The organism is Microtetraspora sp. NBRC 13810 (assembly GCF_030268685.1).
Taxonomy (GTDB): Bacteria; Actinomycetota; Actinomycetes; order Streptosporangiales; family Streptosporangiaceae; genus BSRQ01.
Genome location: NZ_BSRQ01000008.1, coordinates 98100 through 120223, shown reverse-complemented (window position 1 = coordinate 120223; position 22124 = coordinate 98100). Strand labels below are relative to the sequence as shown.

Sequence of the window (22124 nt, the reverse complement as noted above, 5' to 3'; positions counted from 1 at the left end):
AAAGAAAGGTAGACGGCAATGCTTGGACGCCATTCGAGGCGCCTGCTGACCTCGGCGACGGCGCTCGCCGTGGGGGCATCCCTGGCGCTCGCCGGGTGTGGTTCCGACGACTCGGGTACGGCCGCCGGCGGCGACACGGAGATCACCTTCTGGGACGACAACGGCGGCCCGGCCCGCACCCCGGTCTGGCAGCACATCATCGCGGAGTTCCAAAAGGCCAACCCGACGATCAGGGTGAAGTACGTCGGCATCCCGATCGCCCAGGCCCAGCAGAAGTACGACACCGCGATCGCCGGCGGCGGCCTGCCCGACATGGGCGGCATGACGACGGCGATGCTCGGCAACCTGGTCGCGCAGAAGGCGGTGGACCCGCTGGACGACCGGATCGCCGGCGGCGCGCTGAACGGCAAGCTGAACGAGCAGGTGGTGACGACGGTCAAGGCGACCGTCCCGGACGGCAAGACGTACATGGTGCCGATGTCCACGAACATGGGCGTGTTCTGGTACCGGACGGACTGGTTCAAGGAGGCCGGTCTGGAGGCGCCCAGGACCTGGAGCGAGTTCTTCACCGCCGTGGACCGGCTGACCGACAAGGCGAACAACCGGTTCGGCTTCACCATCCGCGGCGGCGCCGGCTCGATCGCGCAGATGCTGGAGGTCGTGTACGGCCAGTCGGGCGTCACCGAGATGTTCGACGCCGCCGGCAGGTCCACGGTCAACGATCCGCGCAACGTCGCGGCGCTGGAGAAGCTGGTCGCGGTCTTCGGCAGGAACACTCCCGAGGCCGACGTGAACAACGACTACGTGAAGATGGTCGCGCAGTTCGACGGCGGCAACATCGCGATCATGCAGCACAACCTGGGCTCCTACACCGACCACGTCGAGGCGCTCGGCGCGGACAAGGTCGCGGCGATGGCCGTGCCCAGGTCCGACTCCGGGGTGCAGGCCGTGCTGTCCAACCCGGTCGCCGGCATCGGCGTGTTCTCCTCCGGCGAGAAGAAGGACGCGGCGTTCAGGTTCGCCGAGTTCGCCGCGTCGAAGGCGATGAACAGCTACTGGTCCGAGAAGACCGGCGTGCTGCCGGCCAACGTCGACGTGAACGGCGAGGCGTGGCTGACCGGCCTCCAGCACGTCGCCGAGGCCAACCGGGTGCTCAACGACCCGGCGACGAAGGTGGTCCAGATGCCCTACTACCTGCCGGAGTTCAACGCGATCACGAAGACCGACTCCGAGCCGCAGTTCCAGAAGGTGCTGCTGGGCGATCTCGGCGCCAAGGAGTTCCTGGACGGGATGGCCGGCGCGCTGACCGAGGCGCAGGCGGCGTACAAGCAGCGCAACGGGGGCTGAACCGCACAGGGTGCGTCCCGGCCTGACCCCGGGGCTCACCCTGCCCTTCTCCGCAAGAGAGGCTCCGTCCGGCGCCTCCCTCCCACCTGACCTGTGGAGGAAAGACCATGAGACGACTCGCCGTGCTCACCGCCGTCCTGTCGCTGGCCGTCGTGGCCGGCCCGCCCGCGCCGGCCGCCGCCGGGACGCCGCTCGCCCGCCAGACGCTTCCCGCCGGAGACGGCTGGGCCGCGGAAGGGCCGGGCACCACCGGCGGCTCGGCCGCGCCGCCGGCCAACGTGCACACCGTGTCCACCCGCGCCGGGCTGGTCGCCGCCCTCGCCGCCCCCGGCCCGCGGATCATCCAGGTACGCGGCACCGTCGACGCCCACACCGGCCCCGGCGGGACGCCGCTCAGCTGCGCCGACTACGCGCAGGACGGCTACACCCTGGCGGGCTACCTCACCGCCTACGACCCGGCCGTCTGGGGCAGGGACCGCGAGCCCGCCGGTCCGCTGGAGGACGCGCGGGCGGCCTCGGCGGCCCGGCAGACCGCGCAGATCAAGCTCAAGGTCCCCGGTGACACGACGATCGTCGGGCTGGGCGGCTCGGCGACGCTGCGCGGGGTGAACCTGCACGTGGACAGGGCCGACAACGTGATCATCCGGAACCTCGTCTTCGAGGACGCGGCCGACTGCTTCCCGCAGTGGGACCCGACCGACGGCGAGGAGGGCAACTGGAACTCCCTCTACGACAACATCTCGGTGACCGGTTCGACACACGTCTGGGTGGACCACAACACCTTCACCGACGGCGACAACCCGGACTCCGCGCAGCCGCGCCACTTCGGCCGCCCCTACCAGGTGCACGACGGCCAGCTCGACGTCACCAACGGCGCGGACTTCGTCACCGCCTCGTGGAACGTCTTCTCCGGGCACGACAAGACGATGCTCATCGGGTCCACCAACAACCCGGCGGCGGACGCGGGCCGGCTCAACGTGACCGTGCACCACAACCACTTCGACGACGTGCTCCAGCGGCTGCCGCGGGTGCGGTTCGGCAAGGTGCACGTCTACAACAACTACTACGAGATCCCGGACGCCTCGACGTTCGTCTACGCCCTCGGGGTCGGCGTCGAGTCGAAGATCTTCTCCGAGGCCAACTTCTACCGTCTCGGCCGGGCGGTGGACCCCGCCGCGCTGCTGCACGACTGGGGCGGCACCGCGCTGACCAGCCGTGACGACGTGCTCCGGGTGGGCGGGAAGGTGCGCCCGTTCGACGCCGTGGCCGCCTACAACGCCGCCCACGATCCCGACCTGGGCTCCGACGCCGGTTGGACCCCGGTCCTGCACACCGGCGTGGACCCGGCGGAGTCGGTCCGGCTGTCGGTCTCCCAGAGGGCCGGGGCGGGCCGCCTGGGCTGAACCATCCGGCCGCAGTACGGGCCCGCCTGGGCTGATCCATTCGCAGGGAGTACGGGCCCGCTTGGGCTGATCAACCGGAGGGGGTGCGGGCCGCCGCGCCCCCTCCGGCGTGCGGTCAGGACTCCGCGCGGCCGTCGACGCGGCGTGGGAGGGCGAGCGGGTTGGCCTCGCGCAGGGCGTCGGGGAGGAGTTCCTCCGGCCAGTCCTGGTAGGCGACGGGGACGAGCCAGCGGGCGATGGCGGCGGCGCCGACCGAGGTGTGCGCCGGCATCGTGGAGGCGGGCCAGGGTCCGCCGTGGTGCATCGACCAGTTGACGGCCACGCCGGTGGGCCAGCCGTTCCAGACGAGCCGGCCGGCCGTACGGGTGAGGACCCGGGCGACGTCGCGGGCCTCGGCGGGGTCGGCGGCGTGCACCGTGGCGGTGAGCGAGCCGGGCACCCGGGCGAGGACGGCGGGCAGGTCGGCGGGGTCCTGGTAGGTCACCACGACCGAGGCGGGGCCGAAGCACTCCTCGGCGGTCAGCGGCAGCCCCTCGGCGAAGGCGGCCAGGTCGGTGTGGAAGACCTTGGGGGTGGCTCCCCACGGGCCGGGGCCGGGCGTGCCCTCGGCGAGGAGCTTCATCCTGCCGAGGCGTTCGAGGCCGTGCTCGAAGCCCTCGTTGATCCGGGCGCTGAGCATCGGGCCGCCGGCGGTCCGGGTGACGGCGTCCGCGATCGCGGCGCGCAGGCCCTCGTCGTCGGGCGCGAACAGCAGGCCGGGGTTGGTGCAGAACTGCCCGACGCCGAGCGTGAGGGAGGCGGCGAAGCCCTCCGCGAGCGCGGCGGCGCCGCCCGCGACGGCCGAGGGCAGCACCACCACGGGGTTGACGCTGCCCAGCTCACCGTAGAACGGGATCGGGTCGGGGCGTTCGGCGATGAGCCCCTGCACGGCCCTGCCGCCGGGGATGGAACCGGTGAACCCGACGGCGGCCACCGCCGGGTGCGTCACCAGCGGCCGGCCGGCCGCCAGGCCATGCACGAGGCCGAGCAGCGCCGGGTCCGGCAGCGCCGAGCGGATCACCGAGGCGCTCAGCTCCGAGGTGCCCGGGTGGGCCGGGTGCGCCTTGACCACGACCGGGCAGCCCGCGGCCAGCGCGGAGGCGGTGTCCCCGCCGGCGACCGAGAAGGCGAAGGGGAAGTTGCCGGCCGCGAAGACGGCGACGACGCCGGGCAGCGGGTGGTTCATCCGGCGCACGTCCGGGCGGGGCGGCGTGGCCCCGGCGTCCCCGTGGTCGATCACCACGCCGGCGTACGCGCCGTCCCGCAGCACCTGGGCGAACAGCCGGAACTGTCCGGCCGCCCGGCCGACCTCGCCGCGCAGCCGGGTCTCGCCGAGCGCGGTCTCGGCGTCGGCGGACCGCCACAGTTCTCCGGCGTGCGCGGTCAGCGCGTCGGCGACGGCCTCCAGCACGCCGGCCCGGTCGGCCGCGGGCAGCGCCCGCCACGCCTCGCCCGCCGCCCGCGCGGCCTCGCCGGCCGCGGCCACCTCGGGCCCGGTCGTCTCCGCCAGCGCCTCGCCGACCGGCTCCCCGGTCCGCGGGTCGTATCCGTGCGTCATCACTTCACCTCTCGCATCTCCAACACCGGCCGCACACGTGGACCGGCTCACACCGCTCCGGTGCGCAGCAACTCGGTGATCCGGTGGGCGGCGCGCATCAGCGCGGCGACGATCCGCGCGCGGTGGGCGTCGTCGAGCCTGGCCAGCGGCACGGACACGCTGAGCGCGTCGGTCACCGGCCGCCGGTACGGCAGCGCCACCGCGAAGCACCCGAGACCGGGCACGTTCTGCTCCCGCTCGGCGGCGTACCCGTGCTCCGCGGCCTCGGCGATCTCCCTCAGCAGCAGGTCGCGGTCCACCACCGTGTGCGGGGTGAGCGCGGCGAGCGTCTCGGACAGCAGGTCGGCGGCGTCGGGCCGGACCGACAGGACCGCCCGGCCGAGCGCCGTGGCGTACGCGGGCTGGCGGCGGCCGACCCGGGAGGCGGAGCGCAGGTGGTGCCCGGACTCCCTGCTGGCCAGGTAGACGACGTCGTGGCCGTCCAGCCTGGCCAGGTGCACGGTCTCGTCGACCTCGGCCCTGATCTCCTCCAGCACGACCACGCCCGCCCGGACCACGGGGTCGCGGTCCAGGTAGGACGTGCCGACGAGCAGGGCGCGCACGCCGATGCCGTAGGCGGCGCCGGACTCGTCGCTCTCCACCCAGCCGCGCCCGACCAGGGTGCGCAGCAGCATGTAGAGGCTCGACTTGGGATAGCCGAGGTCGCGTTGCAGCTCCGCGAGGGTGAGCCGCCGCTCGGCGCGGGCCAGCGCCTCCAGCAGTTCGACGGTGCGGTCGGCCGATTTGACAGGAGATCTTCCGGGCACCGTCTCGGGCGACGTCATCCGCGCTCCCCTCGCCACGCTCCCAGGTACGGCCACCGTCCACCGGACCGGCACAGATTCTCCCAGCCGCCCGATTCGTTCACAAGTGTGACCGGTGGTCGTATTCGTGAATCCCCGTCGATCGGCCCGCGTGCGGCCTCCCCAGCCAGCTTGCGCCCGGCGGGGCGGGGAATCCAGCCCCCGGAAGGCTCACGTCACCTTCGCGAGCCAGCTCAGATGCGTCCCGTCGAAGGGCGGGCGGCGCCCGGTCACCGCCGCCATGAGCCAGCCCGCCGACTCCTCGGCCGCGGCGATGATCTCCGGTGGGTAGCCGAGGGCACGCTGGTGCTCCTCGAACTCGTCGGCGTCGTCCAGGAAGACGTCTCCGCCGCGGGGCCGGATCACGTCGAGGTCGAGGTCCACCATGGTGACCTCGCCGTCACGCCACTCGGGCACGGTCGTGACGTCGCAGTAAAGCTCGTTGGTGTGCGGCTCGGGGTTGAAGGACGCCGTCCACCAGGCGTCTCGCGGGAAGAGCAGCACGGCGGGCAGCTCCCAGACCACCGGCGGCTCCAGCCCCCGGCGCCCCACGGTGCCCGCGGCGAATCCCAGCCAGACGCCGTGCTCGTCCTCGCCCAGCCGCCGCGCCGCGTGATGCCAGTGCAGCGCCCCGCCGTACTTTCGGTAGACAACCTTCACCTCAGACACGAGCGGGACGCTACGGGACCTCAGACCTCCACGACAACCGGGATAATCATCGGCCGGCGGCGGTAGGTGTCGCTCACCCAGCGGCCCACCGTGCGGCGGACCAGCCTGCGCATGAGCTGCACGTCGGCCACCCCGTCGGCGGCGGCCTCCTCCAGGGCCTGTTCCAGTTGCGGGATCACCTGCTCGAAGGCGTCGAGGTCGATGCCCGAACCGCGGGCGTGCACCTCCGGCCCGCCGGTGAGCTTGCCGGTGGTGGAGTCGACGACCACGACGATCGAGATGAAACCCTCGTCGCCCAGGATGCGCCGATCCTTCAGCGCCACGTCCGTGACACCGCCCACCGAGCTGCCGTCGACGTAGACGTAACCCGCCTGGACGGCGCCCACGATCCGCGCCCTGCCGTCGAGGAGGTCGACGACGACGCCGTCCTCCGCGATGACGATGTGGTCGTCCGGCACACCGGTCAGCTCGGCCAGCTTGGCGTGCGCCCGCAGGTGCCGCCATTCGCCGTGGATCGGCATGAAGTTGGACGGGCGGGTCAGGTTGAGCACGTAGAGCAGCTCGCCGGCCGCCGCGTGCCCGGAGACGTGCACCTTGGCGTTGCCCTTGTGGATCACCCGGGCGCCCCAGCGGGTCAGGCCGTTGATGACCTTGTTGACCGCCGTCTCGTTGCCCGGCACCAGCGAGGACGCCAGCAGCACCGTGTCGCCCTCGGCGATCCTGATCGCGTGGTCCCGGTTGGCCATCCGGGACAGCGCGGCCATCGGCTCGCCCTGGGACCCCGTGCAGATCAGCACGACGTCCTCCGGCGGCCACTCCTCGATCTCCCTGGGATCGACCATCAGCCCCGGGGGGACCTTCAGGTAGCCCAGGTCGCGTGCGACGCCCATGTTGCGGACCATCGAGCGGCCCATGAGCGCCACCTTGCGCCCGTGCGCCGCCGCCGCGTCCAGCACCTGCTGCACGCGGTGCACGTGCGAGGCGAAACAGGCCACGATGATGCGCTTGTCCGCGCCGCGGAAGACGTCGTCGATGACCGGCGCGATGTCCCGCTCGCTGGTGACGAAGCCGGGCACCTCGGAGTTGGTGGAGTCCGACATCAGCAGGTCGACGCCTTCGCCGCCCAGCCTGGCGAACCCGCCCAGGTCGGTCAGCCGGCCGTCCATCGGCAACTGGTCCATCTTGAAGTCGCCGGTGTGCAGCACGATGCCGGCCGGCGTGCGCAACGCCACCGCCAGGGCGTCCGGGATCGAGTGGTTGACCGCGAAGAACTCGCAGTCGAACGGCCCGAACGCGTGCCGCTCGCCCTCCACGACCTCGTGCTTCACCGGCTGGATGCGGTGCTCGGTGAGCTTGCTCTCGATGAACGCCAGCGTCAGCCGCGAGCCCACCAGCGGGATGTCCCGCCGCTCGCGCAGCAGGTAAGGCACGGCGCCGATGTGATCCTCGTGCGCATGCGTCAGCACCACGGCCTCGACGTCGTCCAGGCGTCCCCGGATGTAGTCGAAGTCGGGGAGTATCAGGTCGACGCCGGGCTGGTCGGGCTCAGGGAAGAGCACGCCGCAGTCGACGATCAGCAGGCGGCCGTCGAACTCGAAGACCGCCATGTTACGGCCGATCTCACCCAGGCCGCCCAGGGCGACGATCCGCAGCGCGTGGGGATCCAGCGGCGGCGGCGCGCCCAACTCGGGATGCGGATGGCTCATGCCCGCCCCCCGTCACGTGAAGTGCTTACTCTCAAGCTCTCTTTTCCTCCCCGTCACTTTCGGTCATGCGACTCCGTCGTGAGGCTTCACGCCTCCGGCTACCAGGTCTTCTCTCAGCAGGGCGATCTGCGCCGCGGTCGCGTCGGTCAGCGGAGGCCGCACGTGACCGCCCGGCTGTCCCGTGAGGTTCAGCGCCGCCTTCGCCATGATGGCACCCTGTGTGCGGGTCATGATGCCCGTGACCACGGGCGTCAACCGCCGGTGCACCGCCAGCGCGCCCGCCACGTCGCCCGCGCGGTAAAGCTCGATCATGGTCGCGAGGTCGGCTCCCACCACGTGCCCGACGACGCTGACGAGGCCCGCCGCGCCGACCGACAGCCAGGGCAGGTTGAGCGCGTCGTCACCGGAGTAGAAGACCAGATCGGTGGCGGCCATCACCTGCGAACCGGCGAAGAGGTCGCCCTTCGCGTCCTTCACCGCGACGATGCGCGGGTGGCCGGCCAGCCTGATCAGCGTCTCGGTGTGGATGGGCGTGCCGGTGCGGCCGGGGATGTCATAGAGCATGACGGGAAGCCCGGTCGCGTCGGCCACCGCGGTGAAGTGGCGGGCGATGCCCTCCTGCGGCGGCTTGTTGTAGTAGGGCGTCACCAGCAGCAGGCCGTGTGCGCCCGCGCGCTCGGCGGCACGGGCCAGCTCGGCGCTGTGCCGGGTGTCGTTGGTGCCCGCTCCCGCCACCACACTGGCCCGATCGCCGACGGCCTCGACCACGGCCCGCAGGATGCGGTCCTTCTCCTCGTCGGAGGTGGTCGGCGACTCTCCCGTCGTGCCGCTCACGACCAGACCGTCGTTGCGCTGCTCGTCCACCAGGTGGGTGGCCAGGCGCTGTACCCCGTCGTAGTCGACCTCGCCGTCCACGGTGAACGGTGTGACCATGGCGGTCAGCATGCGGCCGAAGGGGGCATCAGTGGTTGCAGTAGGCGGTGCCATAGACCGAACGGTACCTGGATCCGCAGGGAACGGTGGACCCCGCCACCCCGTATAGCCCGGTTGGCCCTGCCCGGGAGGCTTCGCCGTCAGAGAAAGAGGCCGTCGATATGTGCTCGGGGGTACACACATCGACGACCTCTATCCGGAAAATCGCCGACCCTTACCCGGGCGTTACACGGTTCCTGGGATATTTTTTCCGCTCTGTACCGGAGACCCGAGGGAAGGGCTCCAATTTGCGCCGATTACCGTCCGTCGCCCCGTCGATACGACAAGATTGAGCCACGCCCCACGACCCGACCAGAGGGATGGACCCGTGGCCAGCTCCGACCCCGTCTACCTGCGCATCGTGGAGGACCTCCGGCGGCAGATCGTCGAAGGCTCGCTGCCGCCCGGCGGCTCGATCCCCTCCCGGGCCCAGCTCACGCGCAGATACGGCGTGGGCGAGACCGCCGCACGGCACGCACTGCGGGTGCTGGTCGCCGAGGGGCTCGTCGTCGGCAAGGTCGGCTCCGGTCACTACGTCAGGGAGCGGCCGGACCTGCTCCCCCTGCACCGGGACCGTTTCCTCGGCCATCACGCCCCCCTCGCCGCCGACCTTCAGGCCCAGGGACTGCGGGTGACCTGGAACTGGCGGCTGGAGCGGGTCCCCGCCCCGCCCGGCATCGCCGCGCGGCTCCGGCTGCCCGAGTCGGCGCCCGTCGTGCGCACCCGCTACGTCCTGCGGGCGGCCGGCCGTCCCGTGCAGCTCGCCGCCGCCTACGAGCCCGCCGAGCTGGCCGGGGAGAGCGGCCCCGCCGAGGGCGCCGAGGCCCGCCAGAGCGTGCCGGCCCGGATGTCCGCCGCCGGGATCAGGGTGACCGGCGTCGTCGAGAGCGTCCGCACCCGGGTGCCGGAACCGGCCGAGAGCGACATGCTCGACCTGGTGACCGGCACTCCCGTGCTGCACGTGGAGCGTACCCACCTGGCCGGTGAGCGGCCGGTCGAGACCAGCGACATCGTGCTGCCCGGCGACCGGTTCCACCTCGTCTATCCCCTCACTTTTCCCGCCTGACGACTGTCGGCGCCGCCTGATACAACCGGAGTCCGGGAGCCGGATCCGGAGGTGTCGATGCGCGTCAAGGACATGCCCGCCGCCGACCAGCCGCGCGAGCGGCTGCTGGCGGCCGGGCCGGCGGCGCTCGCCGACAGGGAGCTGCTCGCCCTGCTCCTCGGCTCCGGCGGCAAGGGCACCAACGCGGTGGAGCTGGCCTCCCTGCTCATCGCGCACTGCGGCGACCTGGAGGCGGTGTCCCGTTCCGACGCGCACCGGCTTCTCGCCGTCCCCGGCATCGGGCCGGCCAAGGCCGCCCGGGTCGCCGCGGCCTTCGACCTCGTGCGGCGGGCGCGCTCGGCGCCCGACCGTCCCAGGATCACCGGTTCGGGCGACCTCGCGGCCCTCATCTCCCCCGCCCTGCGCGGGCTCGGCCACGAGCGGCTCGTGGCGGTCGTCTGCGACCACGGCGGGCGCGTCCTGCGGCAGGCGGTGATCGGCACGGGCGGGACCGACCACTGCCCGGTCTCCGTGCGCGAGGTCGTCACGATGGTGCTGACCTCCGGCGGGGCCGCCTTCGGCCTGGCGCACAACCACCCGGCGGGCAACCTCGACCCGAGCCCCGCCGACGTGGAGTTCACCGCCAGGCTGCGCGAGGCCGCGGAGACGGTCGGCCTCCGCCTGCTCGACCACCTCGTCATCACCGACCGCGGTTGGCGCCGGGTCCCCTGACCGCGCCGGGAAAGATCCTCTCGCCGTACCCGGGCGGACCGCGATAAGGTTTGCCTAACCTAATAGGTTCCCCCTGCAGGATGGAGTTGGTGCGGTGCGGTCCGACGCCCCCTCGGGCCTCAGAGTGCTCGGCCGTTCGATCGCCGGTCAGCGGTGGCTGGTCGCGGGCAGCTCACTGCTCGCCGGCGCGCACCAGGCCAGCGAGGCCATGGTCCCCGTCCTGATCGGCGTGATCATCGACGAGGCCGTCAGCACCGGGTCCACCGACGCCCTGCTGCGCTGGATCGCCGTGCTGGCCGGCGTGTTCACCGTGCTGTCCGTCTGCTACCGGTCCAGCGCCCGGCTCGGCGAGCGGGCGGTCGAGCGGGCGGCGCACCGGCTCCGCATCGAGCTCACCGAGCGCATCCTCGACCCGCGGGGCGGCGCGGAGAGCGGCCGGCTGCCCGGCGCGCTGGTCAACATCGCCACCGACGACGCCAAGCGGGTCGGCACGGTCAACATGGCGCTGCCCGCCACGGTCTCGGCGCTCGCGGCCGTCCTGGTCAGCGCCGTCGCGCTGCTGAACGTGTCGGTGCCGCTCGGACTCCTCGTCCTGCTCGGCATCCCGCCGCTACTCGGCGTGGCCCACCTGCTGGGCAAGCCGCTGGAACGGCGCAGCGAGGTCGAGCAGGACCGCGCCGCGCACGCCTCCGGCGTCGCCGCCGACCTGGTCGCCGGGCTGCGCGTGCTCAAGGGCATCGGCGCGGAGTCCGCGGCGATCGGCCGCTACCGGCAGATCAGCCAGGAGTCCCTCTCCGCCACGCTGCGCGCCGCCGGCGCCCGCGGCTGGCACGACGGCATCATGCTCGCCGCCACCGGAATCTTCATCGCCGTGGTCGCCCTGGTGGGCGGGAGGCTCGCCGCCGCCGGCGACATCGGCATCGGCGGCCTGGTCACCGCCGTCGGTCTGGCGCTCTTCCTGCTCACCCCGCTGTCGATCTTCGCGTGGGCCAACCGGATGCTCGCCCAGGGACGCGCCTCCGCGGGCCGCATCGCCTCCGTGCTCGCCGCGCCGCCCGCGGTCGTCCCCGGCGGCGACCGTCTGCCCGCCGCCCCGCGAGGCCGGGTACGGCTGCGCGACCTGTCCCACGGCACCCTGCGCGGCGTGAACGCCGAGTTCGCCCCCGGCGAGCTGACCGCCGTCGTGACCCCCGACCCCGCCGCCGCCACCGACCTGCTCGCCTGCCTGGGCCGCCACGTGGACCCCGCCGCCGGCTCGGTCGAACTCGACGGCGTCCCCCTGTCCCGCCTCGACCCCGGCGAAGCCCACACGGCGATCCTGGTCGCCGCCCACGACGCAGCCCTCTTCGAAGGCACCCTCCTCAGCAACATCGCCCTCACCACCCCGGACCCGCCCCTCAACGGCACGTCCCCCGGTTCTGGAGGTGCGGCCTCCGGAGGCGTCGTCGCGTCGGAGGCCGTCGTTGCCTCTGAGGCGGTCGTTGCGTCGGAGGTTGCGTTGGAGACGGTCGTTGCGTCGGAGGCGGTCGTTGCGTCGGGGACGGCGGCCAGGGCGATGGCGGCGGCATCCGCCGACGAGGTGGCCCGCGCGCTCCCCCACGGGGCCGGCACGGTCATCTCCGAGCGCGGCCGTTCACTGTCGGGCGGCCAGCGTCAGCGGGTCGCCCTGGCCCGCGCCCTCGCCGTCGACCCACCCGTCCTCGTGCTGCACGATCCGACCACCGCCGTGGACCCGGTCACCGAGGCCAGGATCGCCACCGGTGTCAGGGAGCTGCGGCGCGGCCGTACCACGATCATGGTCACCGCGAGCCCGGCGCTGCTGGCCGTGGCCGACCGGGTCCTGATGCTGTCCGAGGGCACCGTGACCGCCCAGGGCTCCCACACCGACCTGGTCCGGGACGACGAGACCTACCGTTCGACGGTCCTGGCCTGAGCCGAGGAGAACCGTGCCCCCCACCACCCCAGACTCCTCCCCCACCGACCCCCTTCGATCACCGGCCACACCGGCCGGCCCGACCCTGGGAAGCGGTATGCCGAACGACCCGCCCCTTTCATCCGAGGCCGCTTCCGCCGAGGCCGGTGCCGTTGACGCCGGGTCTGTGGCCGGGCGGGAGTTGTTGCCCACGGCCACGACGGCTCGTACGCGGGCGGTGGTCCGGGGGTTGCTGCGGGAGCGGCGGGGGCAGGCGGTGGTGGCCTTCGCCGTGCTGATCGCGGCGACCGCGAGCGGACTGGTCACCGCACCGCTGCTGGGACAGATCGTGGACCTGGTCAGGGGGCGGGCCGATCCGGCCGCCGTCACGACGCCGGTCGTCCTGCTCGTGGTGGTGGCGATCGTGCAGGGCGTGCTGACCGCCGTCGGCGTGTCCCTGGTGGCGCGGCTCGGCGAGAGCATGCTGGCGTCGCTGCGGGAACGCTTCGTGGAACGGGCGCTGTCGCTGCCTCTGCAACAGGTGGAGGGGGCGGGCTCCGGCGACCTGACGGCACGCGTCACGGGTGACGTCTCGACCGTGAGCGAGGCCGTACGCGAGGCGCTGCCGGAACTCGCCCGGTCCGCCCTGACCATCGGGCTCACCCTGGTCGGCCTGACCGTGCTCGACTGGCGGTTCCTGGTCGTCGCGCTGCTGGCCGTACCGGTGCAGTTCCTGACCGTCCGCTGGTACCTGCGCCGCGCCATGCCGCTCTACGCCGCCGAACGCGTGGCGGTCGGCGCGCAGCAGCAGCAACTCCTGGACACGGTCGGCGGTGCCGCCACCGTGCGCGCCTTCCGCCTGAAGGAGGACCACGTCGAACGGGTGACGAGCCGGTCCTGGGCGGCGGTGGAGCTGGCGTTGCGCGCCGTGCGGCTGATGACCGGGTTCTTCGGCCGGCTCAACGTCGCGGAGTTCATCGGGCTCAGCGCCGTCCTGGTGGCCGGGTTCGTGCTGGTGCGCGGCGACGTCGTCACGCTCGGTACGGCCACCGCCGCCGCGCTCTACTTCCACAATCTCTTCGGCCCGATCAACACCGCCCTGTTCCTGATCGACGAAGCCCAGGTCGCCGCCGCCGGCCTCGCCCGCCTGGTAGGCGTGACCGACCTCCCCACCACCCAGCCCGCACCGGCGAACGACCGCACCCGGCCCGGCGCACCCCCTTCCGCGAACAGATCACGCGAAACGCCTTCCGCGAACGGGTCACCGACCGGTGGGCTGGTGCCCGTGGACGCGTCGGTCAGGGTGCACGGGGTCGGGTTCGCGTACGCGGCGGGGCATGACGTGCTGAACGAGGTCGAGCTGGCGATCGAGGCGGGTGAGACGGTGGCCCTGGTGGGGGCCAGCGGCGCGGGCAAGTCCACGATCGCCAAGCTGGTCGCCGGGGTGCACCGGCCCACGACGGGGGCGATCGTCCTCGGCGGCGCCGACGCGGCGGAACTCGCACCGGAGACGCTCCGCCGCACGGTCGCACTGATCACCCAGGAGGTGCACGTCTTCGCCGGCCCGCTCGCCGACGACCTGCGCCTGGCCCGCCCGGACGCCACGGACGAGCACCTCCGTGCCGTGCTCGACCGGGTCGGCGCCCTGGCCTGGGTCGACGCCCTGCCCGACGGCATGGCCACAGTGGTGGGCGACGGCGGCCACCGGCTCACCGTCACCCAGGCGCAGCACCTGGCCCTGGCCAGGCTCGTGCTGGCCGACCCGCCGGTGGCCATCCTGGACGAGGCCACCGCCGACGCCGGCAGCGCGGGCGCCCGCACGCTGGAGACCGCCACCGCCGCCGCCCTGGCCGGCCGTACCGCCCTCATCGTCGCCCACCGCCTCACCCAGGCCGCCACCGCCGACCGCGTCATCGTCCTGGAGGCCGGCCGCGTCACAGAGACCGGCACCCACGACACCCTCCTCACCACGGACGGCCACTACGCCACCCTCTGGGCAGCCTGGTCGGCCCCCCGCCACGACCCCGTCGCCTAAACGAACGACTCCAAGTCATCCGCACCCAACACCAGATCAAAACACTGCTCGTGCACCCCGGCAGAAGAAGATTGCGTCCATGGAGGTGGTGTAGGAGTTTCCGCTGATGACAAGTGTGACGTCGTGAGATGAGGACGGCTGCGGCGTCCTCCTCGGGCAAGACCAACCGGCATCGTCTCAACCACGTCGTCCCATGCCGCCCGCGCTGGGACCCTCGCCCCGCGCTTACCGCGTACCGGGACCTACCGGAATTCCACCGGCGGAGGGTTCAGCACACCTGTCCCGTGATCAGCTGGGTCCATAACTGCTCGCCGTCCCGGGCCACCATCCACACCGTCTCGTGCACCGTCACCCGCCTCCTCTCCCGGCTGGTTCGGCGGATGTAGAGCAGGCCGCCCGCCTGGCAGAGCTCGTAGAACGTCGGTTGGCAGTCGCAGGTGTACGCCTTGATCCGCACCCTGTCGGCCCGAGGCCGGGACTCCTGCCAGTAGATCTGGCAACAGGAGTCCCGCGGTAGCACGTGGATGCTGCCCGCACAACGGTGCTGATTGTCTTCCTTCGAACTCCCCACCCGCAGAACTATAAGTCATGGCTATCACATAAAGAGCTACTCGTCACAACTGGTCTACGACTTGTATCTAGAACGCCTAGTAGTCGGTACCTTTTGTGTAGTCATGCCCGATTGCTCTATGATCCGAGCGTGCTTGACCGAGACGGACCAGTACCGCTTTATCAGCAGATAACGCAGATTATTCGGGAGCAAATTCGCGACGGAAGGCTGCCCGCGGGCCAGCCCATGCCGAGCGAGGCGGAGATCGAGGCCGACTACGGCGTCGCCAGGACGACGGCGCGGCGGGTGGCCCAGGAGCTGCGCGAAGAAGGGCTCGTGTACACGATCCAGGGCGAAGGCACCTTCGTCGGCGAGCCCGACGCTCCTCGCATGCGCCGCAAGGTGGCGCTCTACCAGCAGATCGCCGGCGAACTCGCCGGCCGCATCCGTGCGGGCGAATTCCGGCCGAACCGCGCGATTCCCAGCGAGAAGAAACTCATGCAGGAGTACGGCGTCGCGAAAGTGACCGCTCGCCAGGCCGTCGCCCACCTTCGCGAGCTGGGATACGTCTTCACGGTGAGCCATCGCGGCACCTACGTCACGCAGCCGGAGTAGTGGCCGCCGGCTCCGGAGGAGGGCAAGGCCAAGACCTGAGGTGAACGGCGGTCAGGAGCCGTCACGCTCCGTTACTTTGCGGGCATGATGGATTACGAGGCCGACACCTATCGCTACATCCAGATAGCCGACGTCCTCCGGCGACACATCACCGACGGCGAGCTCGCGGCCGGAGAACCCCTGCTCAGTGAGGTCAAGATCCAGGAGCGGTTCGGCGTCGCCAGGACCACCGCACGCAGGGCCGTCAAGGTGCTCAGGGACGAGGGACTGGTCTACACGCTTCAGGGCGAGGGCGCCTTCGTCGGCCCCCCGGCCGCGCCTCGTAGATCCCCCCGGACCATCCCGATGTATCAGCTCATCGCCCGCGAGGTGGCCAAACGCATCGCCAGCGGCGCCATCAAACCTCGTCGCGGCATCCCAAGCGAGAAGCGACTGATGGACCAGTACGCGGTCGCGCGCGAGACGGCCCGCCGCGCCGTGGCGCTGCTGCGCGAGCAGGGCTGGGTCTACACGGTCCCGCAACTGGGAAGCTTCGCATCCCTGCCGGAGAAATGGCCGGTCGACCGCGAGGACGACGCCTAGCCGCAACTCCGCCGAGCGGCGGTGAGGTCGGCGAGATGCCGCGGTGCGCCGCGGGCGGCGGAGGGTGCGCGGGTTGTGCGTGGCGAGGCTCGGCGTGGCCCTGCTCCCCCGTTCCGGCGTTCCGGCATCCGTGGACGGGGGCGGGGGCGGGGGCGTTGTCGAGGTTCGCTGTCGCCGCCGGTCTTTCGCACGGTCGGCCCGTGCTGGCCTGCCGCCGATCGGCTCACCGCGGCCGTTCGTGCGTTCGGCGACCACGTCTGCGCGCGCCTTCCCGGCCTTGTCCAGGAGTTCGGTCCGGAGTTCGGCACGCCGGGCGGGTGAAGCCGCCTCAGGGCCGGGGGGCGGCGGTACGCGAGCGCTGGGTGGCGGCGACGCAGACGAGTACGGCGAGTGCCGCGACGAGAGTGACCGGGCCGACCTCCTCGTGCAGCAGGAGCCACGACCACACCACGGTGAGCAGCGGCTGGGCGAGTTGGAGCTGGCCCGCCCTGGCGATGCCGCCGAGCGCCAGGCCCGCGTACCACGGGATGAAGCCGAGGAACATCGACACCAGGCTCACGTAGGCGAAGCCGGCGAGCGCGGGGCCGGTGGGATGCGGGCCGGTGACGACCGCGAGGACGGCGGTGACCGGGATGGTGATCGGGGCCGACAGGACGAGGGTGTAGGAGATGACCCGCCAGCCGGGCGTCTCCCTGGCCAGCCGTCCGCCCTCGGTGTAGCCGACGGCCGCGGACAGCAGCGCGGCCAGGAGGAGCAGGTCGGCCCCGGTGAGGTGGCCGCCGCCGCGGTTGACCGCGAACACGGTGACGCACGCCGCACCCGCCGCGCACGCCACCCAGAACGCCCCGCGCGGCCGTTCCCCCGCCCGCAGCACCGCGAACACCGCCGTCGCCGCCGGCAGCAGCCCCGTGACGACGGCCGCGTGCGCGCTGCTCGACCCCGCGTCCAGCGCGAGCCCGCTGAACAGCGGGAATCCTACGACGATCCCGAAGGCGATCACGATGTACGATCCCACGTCCCGGCGCGGCGGCAGCAGCGGCGCACGCGTCACGAGCAGGCACCCCAGCGCGATGCCGGCCGCCACCGCCGCCCTGCCCACCGAGATGAGATACGGGTCGAACCCGCGCAAGGCGAACACCGTCCCGGGGAACGATCCCGAGAACCCCACCACCCCCAGCGCCGCCAGCGCACTCCCCCGCCACACCGTCCGCGACTTCCCCGCCTGACGCCCACCGCGAAGAGGGGAAAGAGGGAAAACACCCCGCGCCGGCTCCTGGCCTTCGTGGCGTTTGTCGTTGTGTGTGGCGTTGGGTGCCGGTTCCTGGCCTTCGTGGCGCTTGTTGTGGTGGGTGGGGTTGGGGGCGGGTTTCTGGCCTTCGTGGTGGTCCTTGGAGGCTGGGAGGGCCTTGTTCGGGGGGTGGGGTGGTGTTATCGGTTCGGGGAGGATAGCGCTACTCTCGTCTTTCATGAAAAAGGATAGCAGTATCGGGCATTTGGCCGGGGTGCTGCGGGATGAGGTGGCGCGGCTGCGGCCTGGGGATCGGCTGCCTTCGAGCCGGGAGTTGATGCGGGTGCACGGGGTGAGCCCGGTGACCGTGTCGCGGGCACTGGGGCAGCTCGCGGCGGAGGGGCGGGTGGTGACGCGGCCGGGGAGCGGGACGTTCGTGGCGCACTCGCCGGCGCCCGCCGCCGAGGCGCCGGACCTGTCCTGGCAGACCGTCGCCCTGAGCGAGCGGGTGGTGGACGACACCGAGGTCGGCTGCCTGCTCGCGCAGCCACCGGAGGGGGTCGTCCTGCTGGCGAGCGGTTACGCGCATCCGAGCCTGCGACCGGCTAGGGCGCTGGCGGGGGCCGCGTCGCGGGCGGTGCACCGGCCGGACGCGTGGTCGGTGCCGCCGCTGTCGGGGGTGCCCGAGCTGCGGCGGTGGTTCGCCGGGGAGGCGGGCGGCGACGTCACGGCGGCGGACGTGCTGGTCACCGGCGGCGGGCAGGCCGCGCTCGCGCACGCCTTCCGCGCGCTGGCCGCGCCGGGCACGCCGGTGCTGGTGGAGACCCCGACCTACCCGGGCGCGCTGGCCGCCGCCCGGGTCGCGGGGCTGCGGGCGCGAGCCGTACCCATGGACCGCGACGGGGTGCGGCCGGATCTGCTCGCCGAGGCGTTCGCCGTCACCGGGTCCCGGTTGTTCTACTGCCAGCCGACGTTGCACAACCCGACGGGCGCGGTGCTGCCCCTGGAGCGGCGCGAGCAGGTGCTCGCGGTGGCGCGGGCGGCGGGCGCGTTCGTGATCGAGGACGACTACGCGCGGTACCTCACGGCGGGCCCGGTGCCGCCGCCGATGGTGTCGCTGGACGCGCACGGCACGGTCGTGTACGTCAACTCGCTCAGCAAGATCCTGGCGCCGAGCGTGCGGGTGGCGGGGCTGGTCGCGCGCGGCCCGGCGGCGAGGCGGCTGCGGGCGAGCCAGGTCGTGGACTCGTTCTTCGTCGCCCGGCCGTTGCAGGAGACCGTGGTGGAGCTGACCGGCTCACCGGCCTGGCGGCGTCACGTCGCCGGCATCGGCGGCGAGATCGCGACGCGGCGCGACGCGCTCGCCGCCGCGCTCGCCGCCCGGCTGCCCGAGGCCGAGATCCACCTCGTCCCGCCGGGCGGCCTGCACCTGTGGGTACGGCTGCCGCCGGAGACGGACGAGGCGGCCCTGGTGGAGGACGCGAGGCGGGCGGGGGTCGTGGTCAGCCCCGGCCGCATCCACTACCCCGCCGAGCCGCCGGGCCCCCGGATCAGGGTCACCCACATCGCCGCCGCCCACGTCGCCGAGCTGACCGAGGGGGTGCGCCGCCTGGCCGCCGCCTTCCATGGCCACGCGGACGCGGTCTAGCCCGCTACGCCTGCGCGAAGACGGTGTAGTGGCCGACGGTGAGCTCGCGGTCGACGAGGTAGCGGTCGTCCTCGGGGTAGAACACGGCACGTCCGGGCTCGTCGCCCGCGAAGGCTCTGACGGCCTCCCAGGAGTCCCACAGCGAGGTCAGCAGGAACTCGGTCCTGCCGTCCTCCTCGCGCCGGGTGAAGCACGCCCCCCGATTGCCGGGGACGGCGGTGTAGTCGGCGTAGCCGGTGCGCAGGAGGTAGCCCTCGTAGGCGTCGGCGTCCTCACTGCGGGTCCAGCCGCGCCAGGTTCGCATGATCACGTTTACATCCCTTTCTCTCAGACACCGGCCAAGACCTTATGGCGGTGTCGCGAAGAGGTGCAACCCCCTAATGGCATAGGCTGGTGTCATGACGACCGCCGCGGAGTTGGTGCGCGACTTCGTGAACACCTACGACGTCGAGGCCGACTCGGACGAGCTGGCCTCTCCCGCCGAACTCGCCGTCTGGCTGCGGGAGCGCGGCCTCGTCTCCGCCGACGACCGGGCCGGGGAGGAGGACCTCGCCCTCGCCGTGGGCCTGCGCGAGGGCCTGCGCACGACCCTGCGCCACCACCACGACCGCGCCGGAACACCGGCGGAAAGACCTGCGGGAACACCGGTGGGAACGGCTCCGGAGCCCTTCTCGCCGCAGCTGGACGCCGCGCTCGCCGCGCTGCCGCTGCGCATCTCGGTGCCGCCGGGCGGCCCGCTGCTGGTGCCCGCCGTGGACGGGACGGCCGGCGGGCTGGCCGCGATCGCCGCGGCGGTGGCCGGAGCGCACGCCGAGGGCGCCTGGCCACGGCTCAAGGTGTGCGCCGAGAGCACCTGCCAGTGGGCCTTCATCGACTCCTCGAAGAACCGCTCACGCGCCTGGTGCTCGATGAAGGTGTGCGGCAACCGCACCAAAACCCGCGCGTATCGGGCAAGACAGGTTGTTGAACGACCTTCGCGTCATTCTCGACGGTGATTCCCCGATACGGTTAGAGGGCCTGCACCGCGGATCCCCCACGGTTCTCTTTCGCGCGACGCCCGCCGGACGAGATCCACGGCGACAGGTTCAGGCACGACGGCATGCGAAGGAGCCGGCCGAGATGGCAGACGTAGGCGTGCGGGCAGCCCGGCGCGAAGACGTGAGCGCGGTGACGCGTACCCAAATCCGGGCATGGCGGTTGGGATACCGCGAATTCCTGCCCGAAGGGCCTCTTGACCAGATGACAGGGGCCGCAGCGGAAGAGATGTGGCAGAGCCAGTGGGAGGAGGCGGTCATCGCGCCGCCGACTCCTCGCCACCGGCTGCTGGTGGCGATAGAGCGCATCCTGGACACCGACGCGTTCCCCGCGCTCGGTCCGGGCGGGATCGCCGCGGCGGCCGCGACGGTGGCGCCGGAGCGGATCGTCGGCCTGGCGTCGCACGGGCCCGCCGAGGACCCCGACGCCGACCCCACGGTCACCGCCGAGTTGCTCTCCCTGCTCGTGGACCCGGATCACATCCGGCGCGGACACGGCAGCAGACTGCTCAACGCCACGATCGACCACCTGGTCGAGGACCAGTTCAGCTCGGTGATCACCTGGGTGTTCGCCGACAACCACGCCATGCTCGCCTTCCTGGAGTCGGCGGGCTGGGGTGAGGACGGCGCCGAGCGGGTCCTCGACATGGGGCGCCCGGTGCGCATGGTCCGGCTGGTCACGGACATCCGCCCATGACGACGACAGAGAACGACCGGAGCGCGGACGGCGGTCGTCCCGCCCCGACTCCGGCGCAGTGGGTCGCGGGCGCCCGCCCGCGTACGCTGCCCGCCGCGGTGGTGCCGGTCGTGGTCGGCACCGGCGTGGCCGTCTCGACCGGCGGCGCCGTCTGGTGGCGCGCGCTGCTGGCCCTGGCCGTCGCGCTGCTGCTGCAGATCGGCGTCAACTACGCCAACGACTACAGCGACGGCATCAGGGGCACCGACAAGGTCAGGGTCGGGCCGCTGCGCCTGGTCGGCTCCGGCGTCGCCGCCCCGCGCGCGGTGCTCACCGCCGCCCTGGCCTGCTTCCTGGCCGCCGCCGTGGCCGGTCTGGCGCTCGTGGTCGTCACCGGCGCGTGGTGGCTGCTGGCCGTGGGCGCGCTGTCCATCGCCGCCGCCTGGTTCTACACCGGAGGCTCCCGGCCGTACGGCTACCGCGCCCTGGGCGAGGTGTCGGTCTTCGTCTTCTTCGGCGTGGTCGCCGTGGCGGGCACGACATACGTCCAGGTGGACGGGCTGCCGTGGCTCGCCCTGGCCGCCGCGGTGCCGGTGGGGCTGCTGGCCTGCGCGATGCTGGTCGTCAACAACCTGCGCGACCTGCGCGGCGACGAGCAGTCGGGCAAGCGGACGCTCGCCGTCGTGCTCGGCGACCGCGGCACCCGGCTGCTGTACGCCGCGTGCCTGATCCTGCCGTTCGTGGTCGCGGTGGTCCTGATCCCGGTCCGGCCGTTCGCGGCGCTGGCGCTGCTCGGCGTGCCGCTGGCGGTGCAGCCGGTCCGCGCGGTGCTGGGCGGCGCGACCGGCCCCGAGCTGATCGTCGGCCTCCAGCAGACCGGCCGCCTGCAACTGGTCTACGGCCTGCTGTTCACCATCGGCCTGGCCCTCTAGGCCCCGTCCCGTAGATCTGGTTGCCGCCTACTGCGGCGACCGCGCCCGAACCTTGGTGGCGTCGAACTCGACGTACTCGATGACCGCGCCTCCGGGGTGGAGGATCGTCAGGTTGCGTCCGGTGGGGACGTCGTTGGGGCCGTCGAGCGTCTCGCCGCCTTTCTGCGCGACGACCGCGAAGACGTCGTCGAGGCTGTCGACGACGGCGGTGGCCTGCACGTTGAGGAACGGGGCCAACGCCTCCCGGGTCCCGGCGACCAGGAGATAGCCGCCGATGGCCGCCAGTTCGACATCCCGGAAGGCGAAGCGCAGTGCGCCTGATGGCCTCCGGCGGCGAGGTGTCCTGTAGCCCAGAGCACCTGGACGTTCCGCGCTCCACGCTGTCCAACCACTGGCGCATCCTGCGGGAGGCGGGCCTCACCTTGACCCGTTCGGAGGGCAAGGCCCGCTATATGACCTTGCGCCGCGAGGAGTTGGAGGCCCGCTTCCCGGGTGTGCTGACCGCCATCCTCGCCAGCGCCTCGGATCAGGCGAGCGCGAGCCGTACCTCACGATGAGGTCCGCCGGAGGCGACGGCGCTGGAGGCGCATCTGATCCGG

The 22124-nt window shown here is 72.4% G+C and carries 22 protein-coding genes; 13 read left to right on the top strand and 9 right to left on the bottom strand.

Features of this window, described 5'->3' with window-relative positions:
* Positions 1 to 18: 18 nt before the first annotated feature.
* Both QSK26_RS17845 and QSK26_RS17840 read left to right on the top strand, forming a co-directional pair.
* A complete protein-coding gene (locus tag QSK26_RS17845; RefSeq protein WP_285776287.1) occupies positions 19 to 1347 on the top strand; it encodes an ABC transporter substrate-binding protein in 1329 nt (442 codons plus the stop codon).
* A gap of 107 nt (positions 1348 to 1454) precedes the next feature.
* Positions 1455 to 2750 carry a pectate lyase family protein gene (locus QSK26_RS17840; RefSeq protein ID WP_285776286.1) on the top strand — a complete coding sequence of 432 codons (1296 nt, stop codon included), beginning with the start codon at positions 1455 to 1457 and terminating at the stop codon, positions 2748 to 2750.
* Between the two features lie 115 nt (positions 2751 to 2865).
* Here the strand turns inward: QSK26_RS17840 and QSK26_RS17835 are convergent, their stop codons facing one another.
* The 5 genes from QSK26_RS17835 to dapA form a co-directional block, all read right to left on the bottom strand.
* A complete protein-coding gene (locus QSK26_RS17835) occupies positions 2866 to 4347 on the bottom strand; it encodes an aldehyde dehydrogenase (NADP(+)) (RefSeq protein ID WP_285776285.1) in 1482 nt (493 codons plus the stop codon).
* Between the two features lie 47 nt (positions 4348 to 4394).
* On the bottom strand, positions 4395 to 5171 hold the full coding sequence (locus tag QSK26_RS17830) for an IclR family transcriptional regulator (protein WP_285776284.1): 777 nt from the start codon (positions 5169 to 5171) through the stop codon (positions 4395 to 4397).
* A 189-nt stretch (positions 5172 to 5360) separates the two neighbouring features.
* Positions 5361 to 5858 (bottom strand): ribonuclease FAU-1 family protein, encoded by a 498-nt coding sequence (locus tag QSK26_RS17825; protein ID WP_285776283.1) that lies wholly within the window; start codon positions 5856 to 5858, stop codon positions 5361 to 5363.
* Positions 5859 to 5878: 20 nt separating this feature from the next.
* On the bottom strand, positions 5879 to 7564 hold the full coding sequence (locus tag QSK26_RS17820; protein WP_285776282.1) for a ribonuclease J: 1686 nt from the start codon (positions 7562 to 7564) through the stop codon (positions 5879 to 5881).
* 63 nt (positions 7565 to 7627) lie between these two features.
* On the bottom strand, positions 7628 to 8551 hold the full coding sequence (dapA, locus tag QSK26_RS17815; protein WP_285776281.1) for a 4-hydroxy-tetrahydrodipicolinate synthase: 924 nt from the start codon (positions 8549 to 8551) through the stop codon (positions 7628 to 7630).
* A 313-nt stretch (positions 8552 to 8864) separates the two neighbouring features.
* Between dapA and QSK26_RS17810 the strand changes: the two genes are divergently transcribed.
* From QSK26_RS17810 to QSK26_RS17795, 4 genes are all read left to right on the top strand, one after another.
* Positions 8865 to 9602, top strand: a complete 738-nt coding sequence (locus tag QSK26_RS17810; protein WP_285776280.1) for a GntR family transcriptional regulator — start codon at positions 8865 to 8867, stop codon at positions 9600 to 9602.
* A 57-nt stretch (positions 9603 to 9659) separates the two neighbouring features.
* Positions 9660 to 10313 carry a JAB domain-containing protein gene (locus QSK26_RS17805; protein WP_285776279.1) on the top strand — a complete coding sequence of 218 codons (654 nt, stop codon included), beginning with the start codon at positions 9660 to 9662 and terminating at the stop codon, positions 10311 to 10313.
* Between the two features lie 94 nt (positions 10314 to 10407).
* Positions 10408 to 12246 (top strand): ABC transporter ATP-binding protein, encoded by a 1839-nt coding sequence (locus QSK26_RS17800; RefSeq protein WP_285776278.1) that lies wholly within the window; start codon positions 10408 to 10410, stop codon positions 12244 to 12246.
* Between the two features lie 184 nt (positions 12247 to 12430).
* Complete coding sequence (locus tag QSK26_RS17795; protein WP_352244340.1) at positions 12431 to 14260, top strand: ABC transporter ATP-binding protein; 1830 nt, start codon at positions 12431 to 12433, stop codon at positions 14258 to 14260.
* Positions 14261 to 14528: 268 nt separating this feature from the next.
* Here the strand turns inward: QSK26_RS17795 and QSK26_RS17790 are convergent, their stop codons facing one another.
* The gene (locus tag QSK26_RS17790; protein ID WP_285776276.1) at positions 14529 to 14831 is read right to left on the bottom strand and encodes a hypothetical protein; all 303 of its coding nucleotides are present in this window, start codon (positions 14829 to 14831) and stop codon (positions 14529 to 14531) included.
* A 129-nt stretch (positions 14832 to 14960) separates the two neighbouring features.
* Here QSK26_RS17790 and QSK26_RS17785 point away from each other — a divergent pair, with 129 nt between their 5' ends.
* Together QSK26_RS17785 and QSK26_RS17780 are read left to right on the top strand one after the other, a co-directional pair.
* Positions 14961 to 15425 (top strand): GntR family transcriptional regulator, encoded by a 465-nt coding sequence (locus QSK26_RS17785; RefSeq protein WP_285776275.1) that lies wholly within the window; start codon positions 14961 to 14963, stop codon positions 15423 to 15425.
* 84 nt (positions 15426 to 15509) lie between these two features.
* The gene (locus QSK26_RS17780; RefSeq protein WP_285776274.1) at positions 15510 to 16007 is read left to right on the top strand and encodes a GntR family transcriptional regulator; all 498 of its coding nucleotides are present in this window, start codon (positions 15510 to 15512) and stop codon (positions 16005 to 16007) included.
* A 328-nt stretch (positions 16008 to 16335) separates the two neighbouring features.
* Here the strand turns inward: QSK26_RS17780 and QSK26_RS17775 are convergent, their stop codons facing one another.
* Positions 16336 to 17211: a DMT family transporter gene (locus tag QSK26_RS17775; protein ID WP_285776273.1), complete on the bottom strand. Its 876-nt coding sequence runs from the start codon at positions 17209 to 17211 to the stop codon at positions 16336 to 16338.
* A 262-nt stretch (positions 17212 to 17473) separates the two neighbouring features.
* Between QSK26_RS17775 and QSK26_RS17770 the strand changes: the two genes are divergently transcribed.
* Positions 17474 to 18883, top strand: a complete 1410-nt coding sequence (locus QSK26_RS17770; protein WP_285776272.1) for an aminotransferase-like domain-containing protein — start codon at positions 17474 to 17476, stop codon at positions 18881 to 18883.
* 4 nt (positions 18884 to 18887) lie between these two features.
* Here the strand turns inward: QSK26_RS17770 and QSK26_RS17765 are convergent, their stop codons facing one another.
* A complete protein-coding gene (locus tag QSK26_RS17765; RefSeq protein WP_285776271.1) occupies positions 18888 to 19193 on the bottom strand; it encodes an antibiotic biosynthesis monooxygenase in 306 nt (101 codons plus the stop codon).
* Positions 19194 to 19281: 88 nt separating this feature from the next.
* Between QSK26_RS17765 and QSK26_RS17760 the strand changes: the two genes are divergently transcribed.
* The 3 genes from QSK26_RS17760 (at position 19282) to QSK26_RS17750 (ending at position 21525) form a co-directional block, all read left to right on the top strand.
* Positions 19282 to 19878 carry a CGNR zinc finger domain-containing protein gene (locus QSK26_RS17760; protein WP_285776270.1) on the top strand — a complete coding sequence of 199 codons (597 nt, stop codon included), beginning with the start codon at positions 19282 to 19284 and terminating at the stop codon, positions 19876 to 19878.
* Positions 19879 to 20122: 244 nt separating this feature from the next.
* Positions 20123 to 20614 (top strand): GNAT family N-acetyltransferase, encoded by a 492-nt coding sequence (locus tag QSK26_RS17755; protein ID WP_352244339.1) that lies wholly within the window; start codon positions 20123 to 20125, stop codon positions 20612 to 20614.
* Positions 20611 to 21525, top strand: coding sequence for a 1,4-dihydroxy-2-naphthoate polyprenyltransferase (locus QSK26_RS17750; RefSeq protein WP_285776268.1), 915 nt, complete (start codon positions 20611 to 20613; stop codon positions 21523 to 21525). The genes QSK26_RS17755 and QSK26_RS17750 overlap by 4 nt, the downstream gene beginning before the upstream one ends.
* A 27-nt stretch (positions 21526 to 21552) precedes the next feature.
* On the opposite strand, the gene QSK26_RS17745 is transcribed toward QSK26_RS17750, so the two are convergent.
* Entirely contained in the window at positions 21553 to 21762 is a 210-nt protein-coding gene (locus tag QSK26_RS17745; RefSeq protein ID WP_285776267.1) for a VOC family protein, read from the bottom strand.
* A 74-nt stretch (positions 21763 to 21836) separates the two neighbouring features.
* Here QSK26_RS17745 and QSK26_RS17740 point away from each other — a divergent pair, with 74 nt between their 5' ends.
* The gene (locus QSK26_RS17740; RefSeq protein WP_285776266.1) at positions 21837 to 22082 is read left to right on the top strand and encodes an ArsR/SmtB family transcription factor; all 246 of its coding nucleotides are present in this window, start codon (positions 21837 to 21839) and stop codon (positions 22080 to 22082) included.
* The last annotated feature ends 42 nt before the right edge of the window (positions 22083 to 22124 follow it).

Bases quoted from the DNA above. Each gene is read 5' to 3' on its own strand.
- QSK26_RS17805 (WP_285776279.1), top strand. From the start codon at position 9,660: ATGCGCGTCAAGGACATGCCCGCCGCCGACCAGCCGCGCGAGCGGCTG.
- QSK26_RS17760 (WP_285776270.1), top strand. From the start codon at position 19,282: ATGACGACCGCCGCGGAGTTGGTGCGCGACTTCGTGAACACCTACGAC.
- QSK26_RS17770 (WP_285776272.1), top strand. From the start codon at position 17,474: ATGAAAAAGGATAGCAGTATCGGGCATTTGGCCGGGGTGCTGCGGGAT.
- QSK26_RS17835 (WP_285776285.1), bottom strand. From the start codon at position 4,347: ATGACGCACGGATACGACCCGCGGACCGGGGAGCCGGTCGGCGAGGCG.
- QSK26_RS17780 (WP_285776274.1), top strand. From the start codon at position 15,510: ATGATGGATTACGAGGCCGACACCTATCGCTACATCCAGATAGCCGAC.
- QSK26_RS17755 (WP_352244339.1), top strand. From the start codon at position 20,123: ATGACAGGGGCCGCAGCGGAAGAGATGTGGCAGAGCCAGTGGGAGGAG.
- QSK26_RS17845 (WP_285776287.1), top strand. From the start codon at position 19: ATGCTTGGACGCCATTCGAGGCGCCTGCTGACCTCGGCGACGGCGCTC.
- QSK26_RS17750 (WP_285776268.1), top strand. From the start codon at position 20,611: ATGACGACGACAGAGAACGACCGGAGCGCGGACGGCGGTCGTCCCGCC.
- QSK26_RS17820 (WP_285776282.1), bottom strand. From the start codon at position 7,564: ATGAGCCATCCGCATCCCGAGTTGGGCGCGCCGCCGCCGCTGGATCCC.
- QSK26_RS17840 (WP_285776286.1), top strand. From the start codon at position 1,455: ATGAGACGACTCGCCGTGCTCACCGCCGTCCTGTCGCTGGCCGTCGTG.
- QSK26_RS17830 (WP_285776284.1), bottom strand. From the start codon at position 5,171: ATGACGTCGCCCGAGACGGTGCCCGGAAGATCTCCTGTCAAATCGGCC.
- dapA (WP_285776281.1), bottom strand. From the start codon at position 8,551: ATGGCACCGCCTACTGCAACCACTGATGCCCCCTTCGGCCGCATGCTG.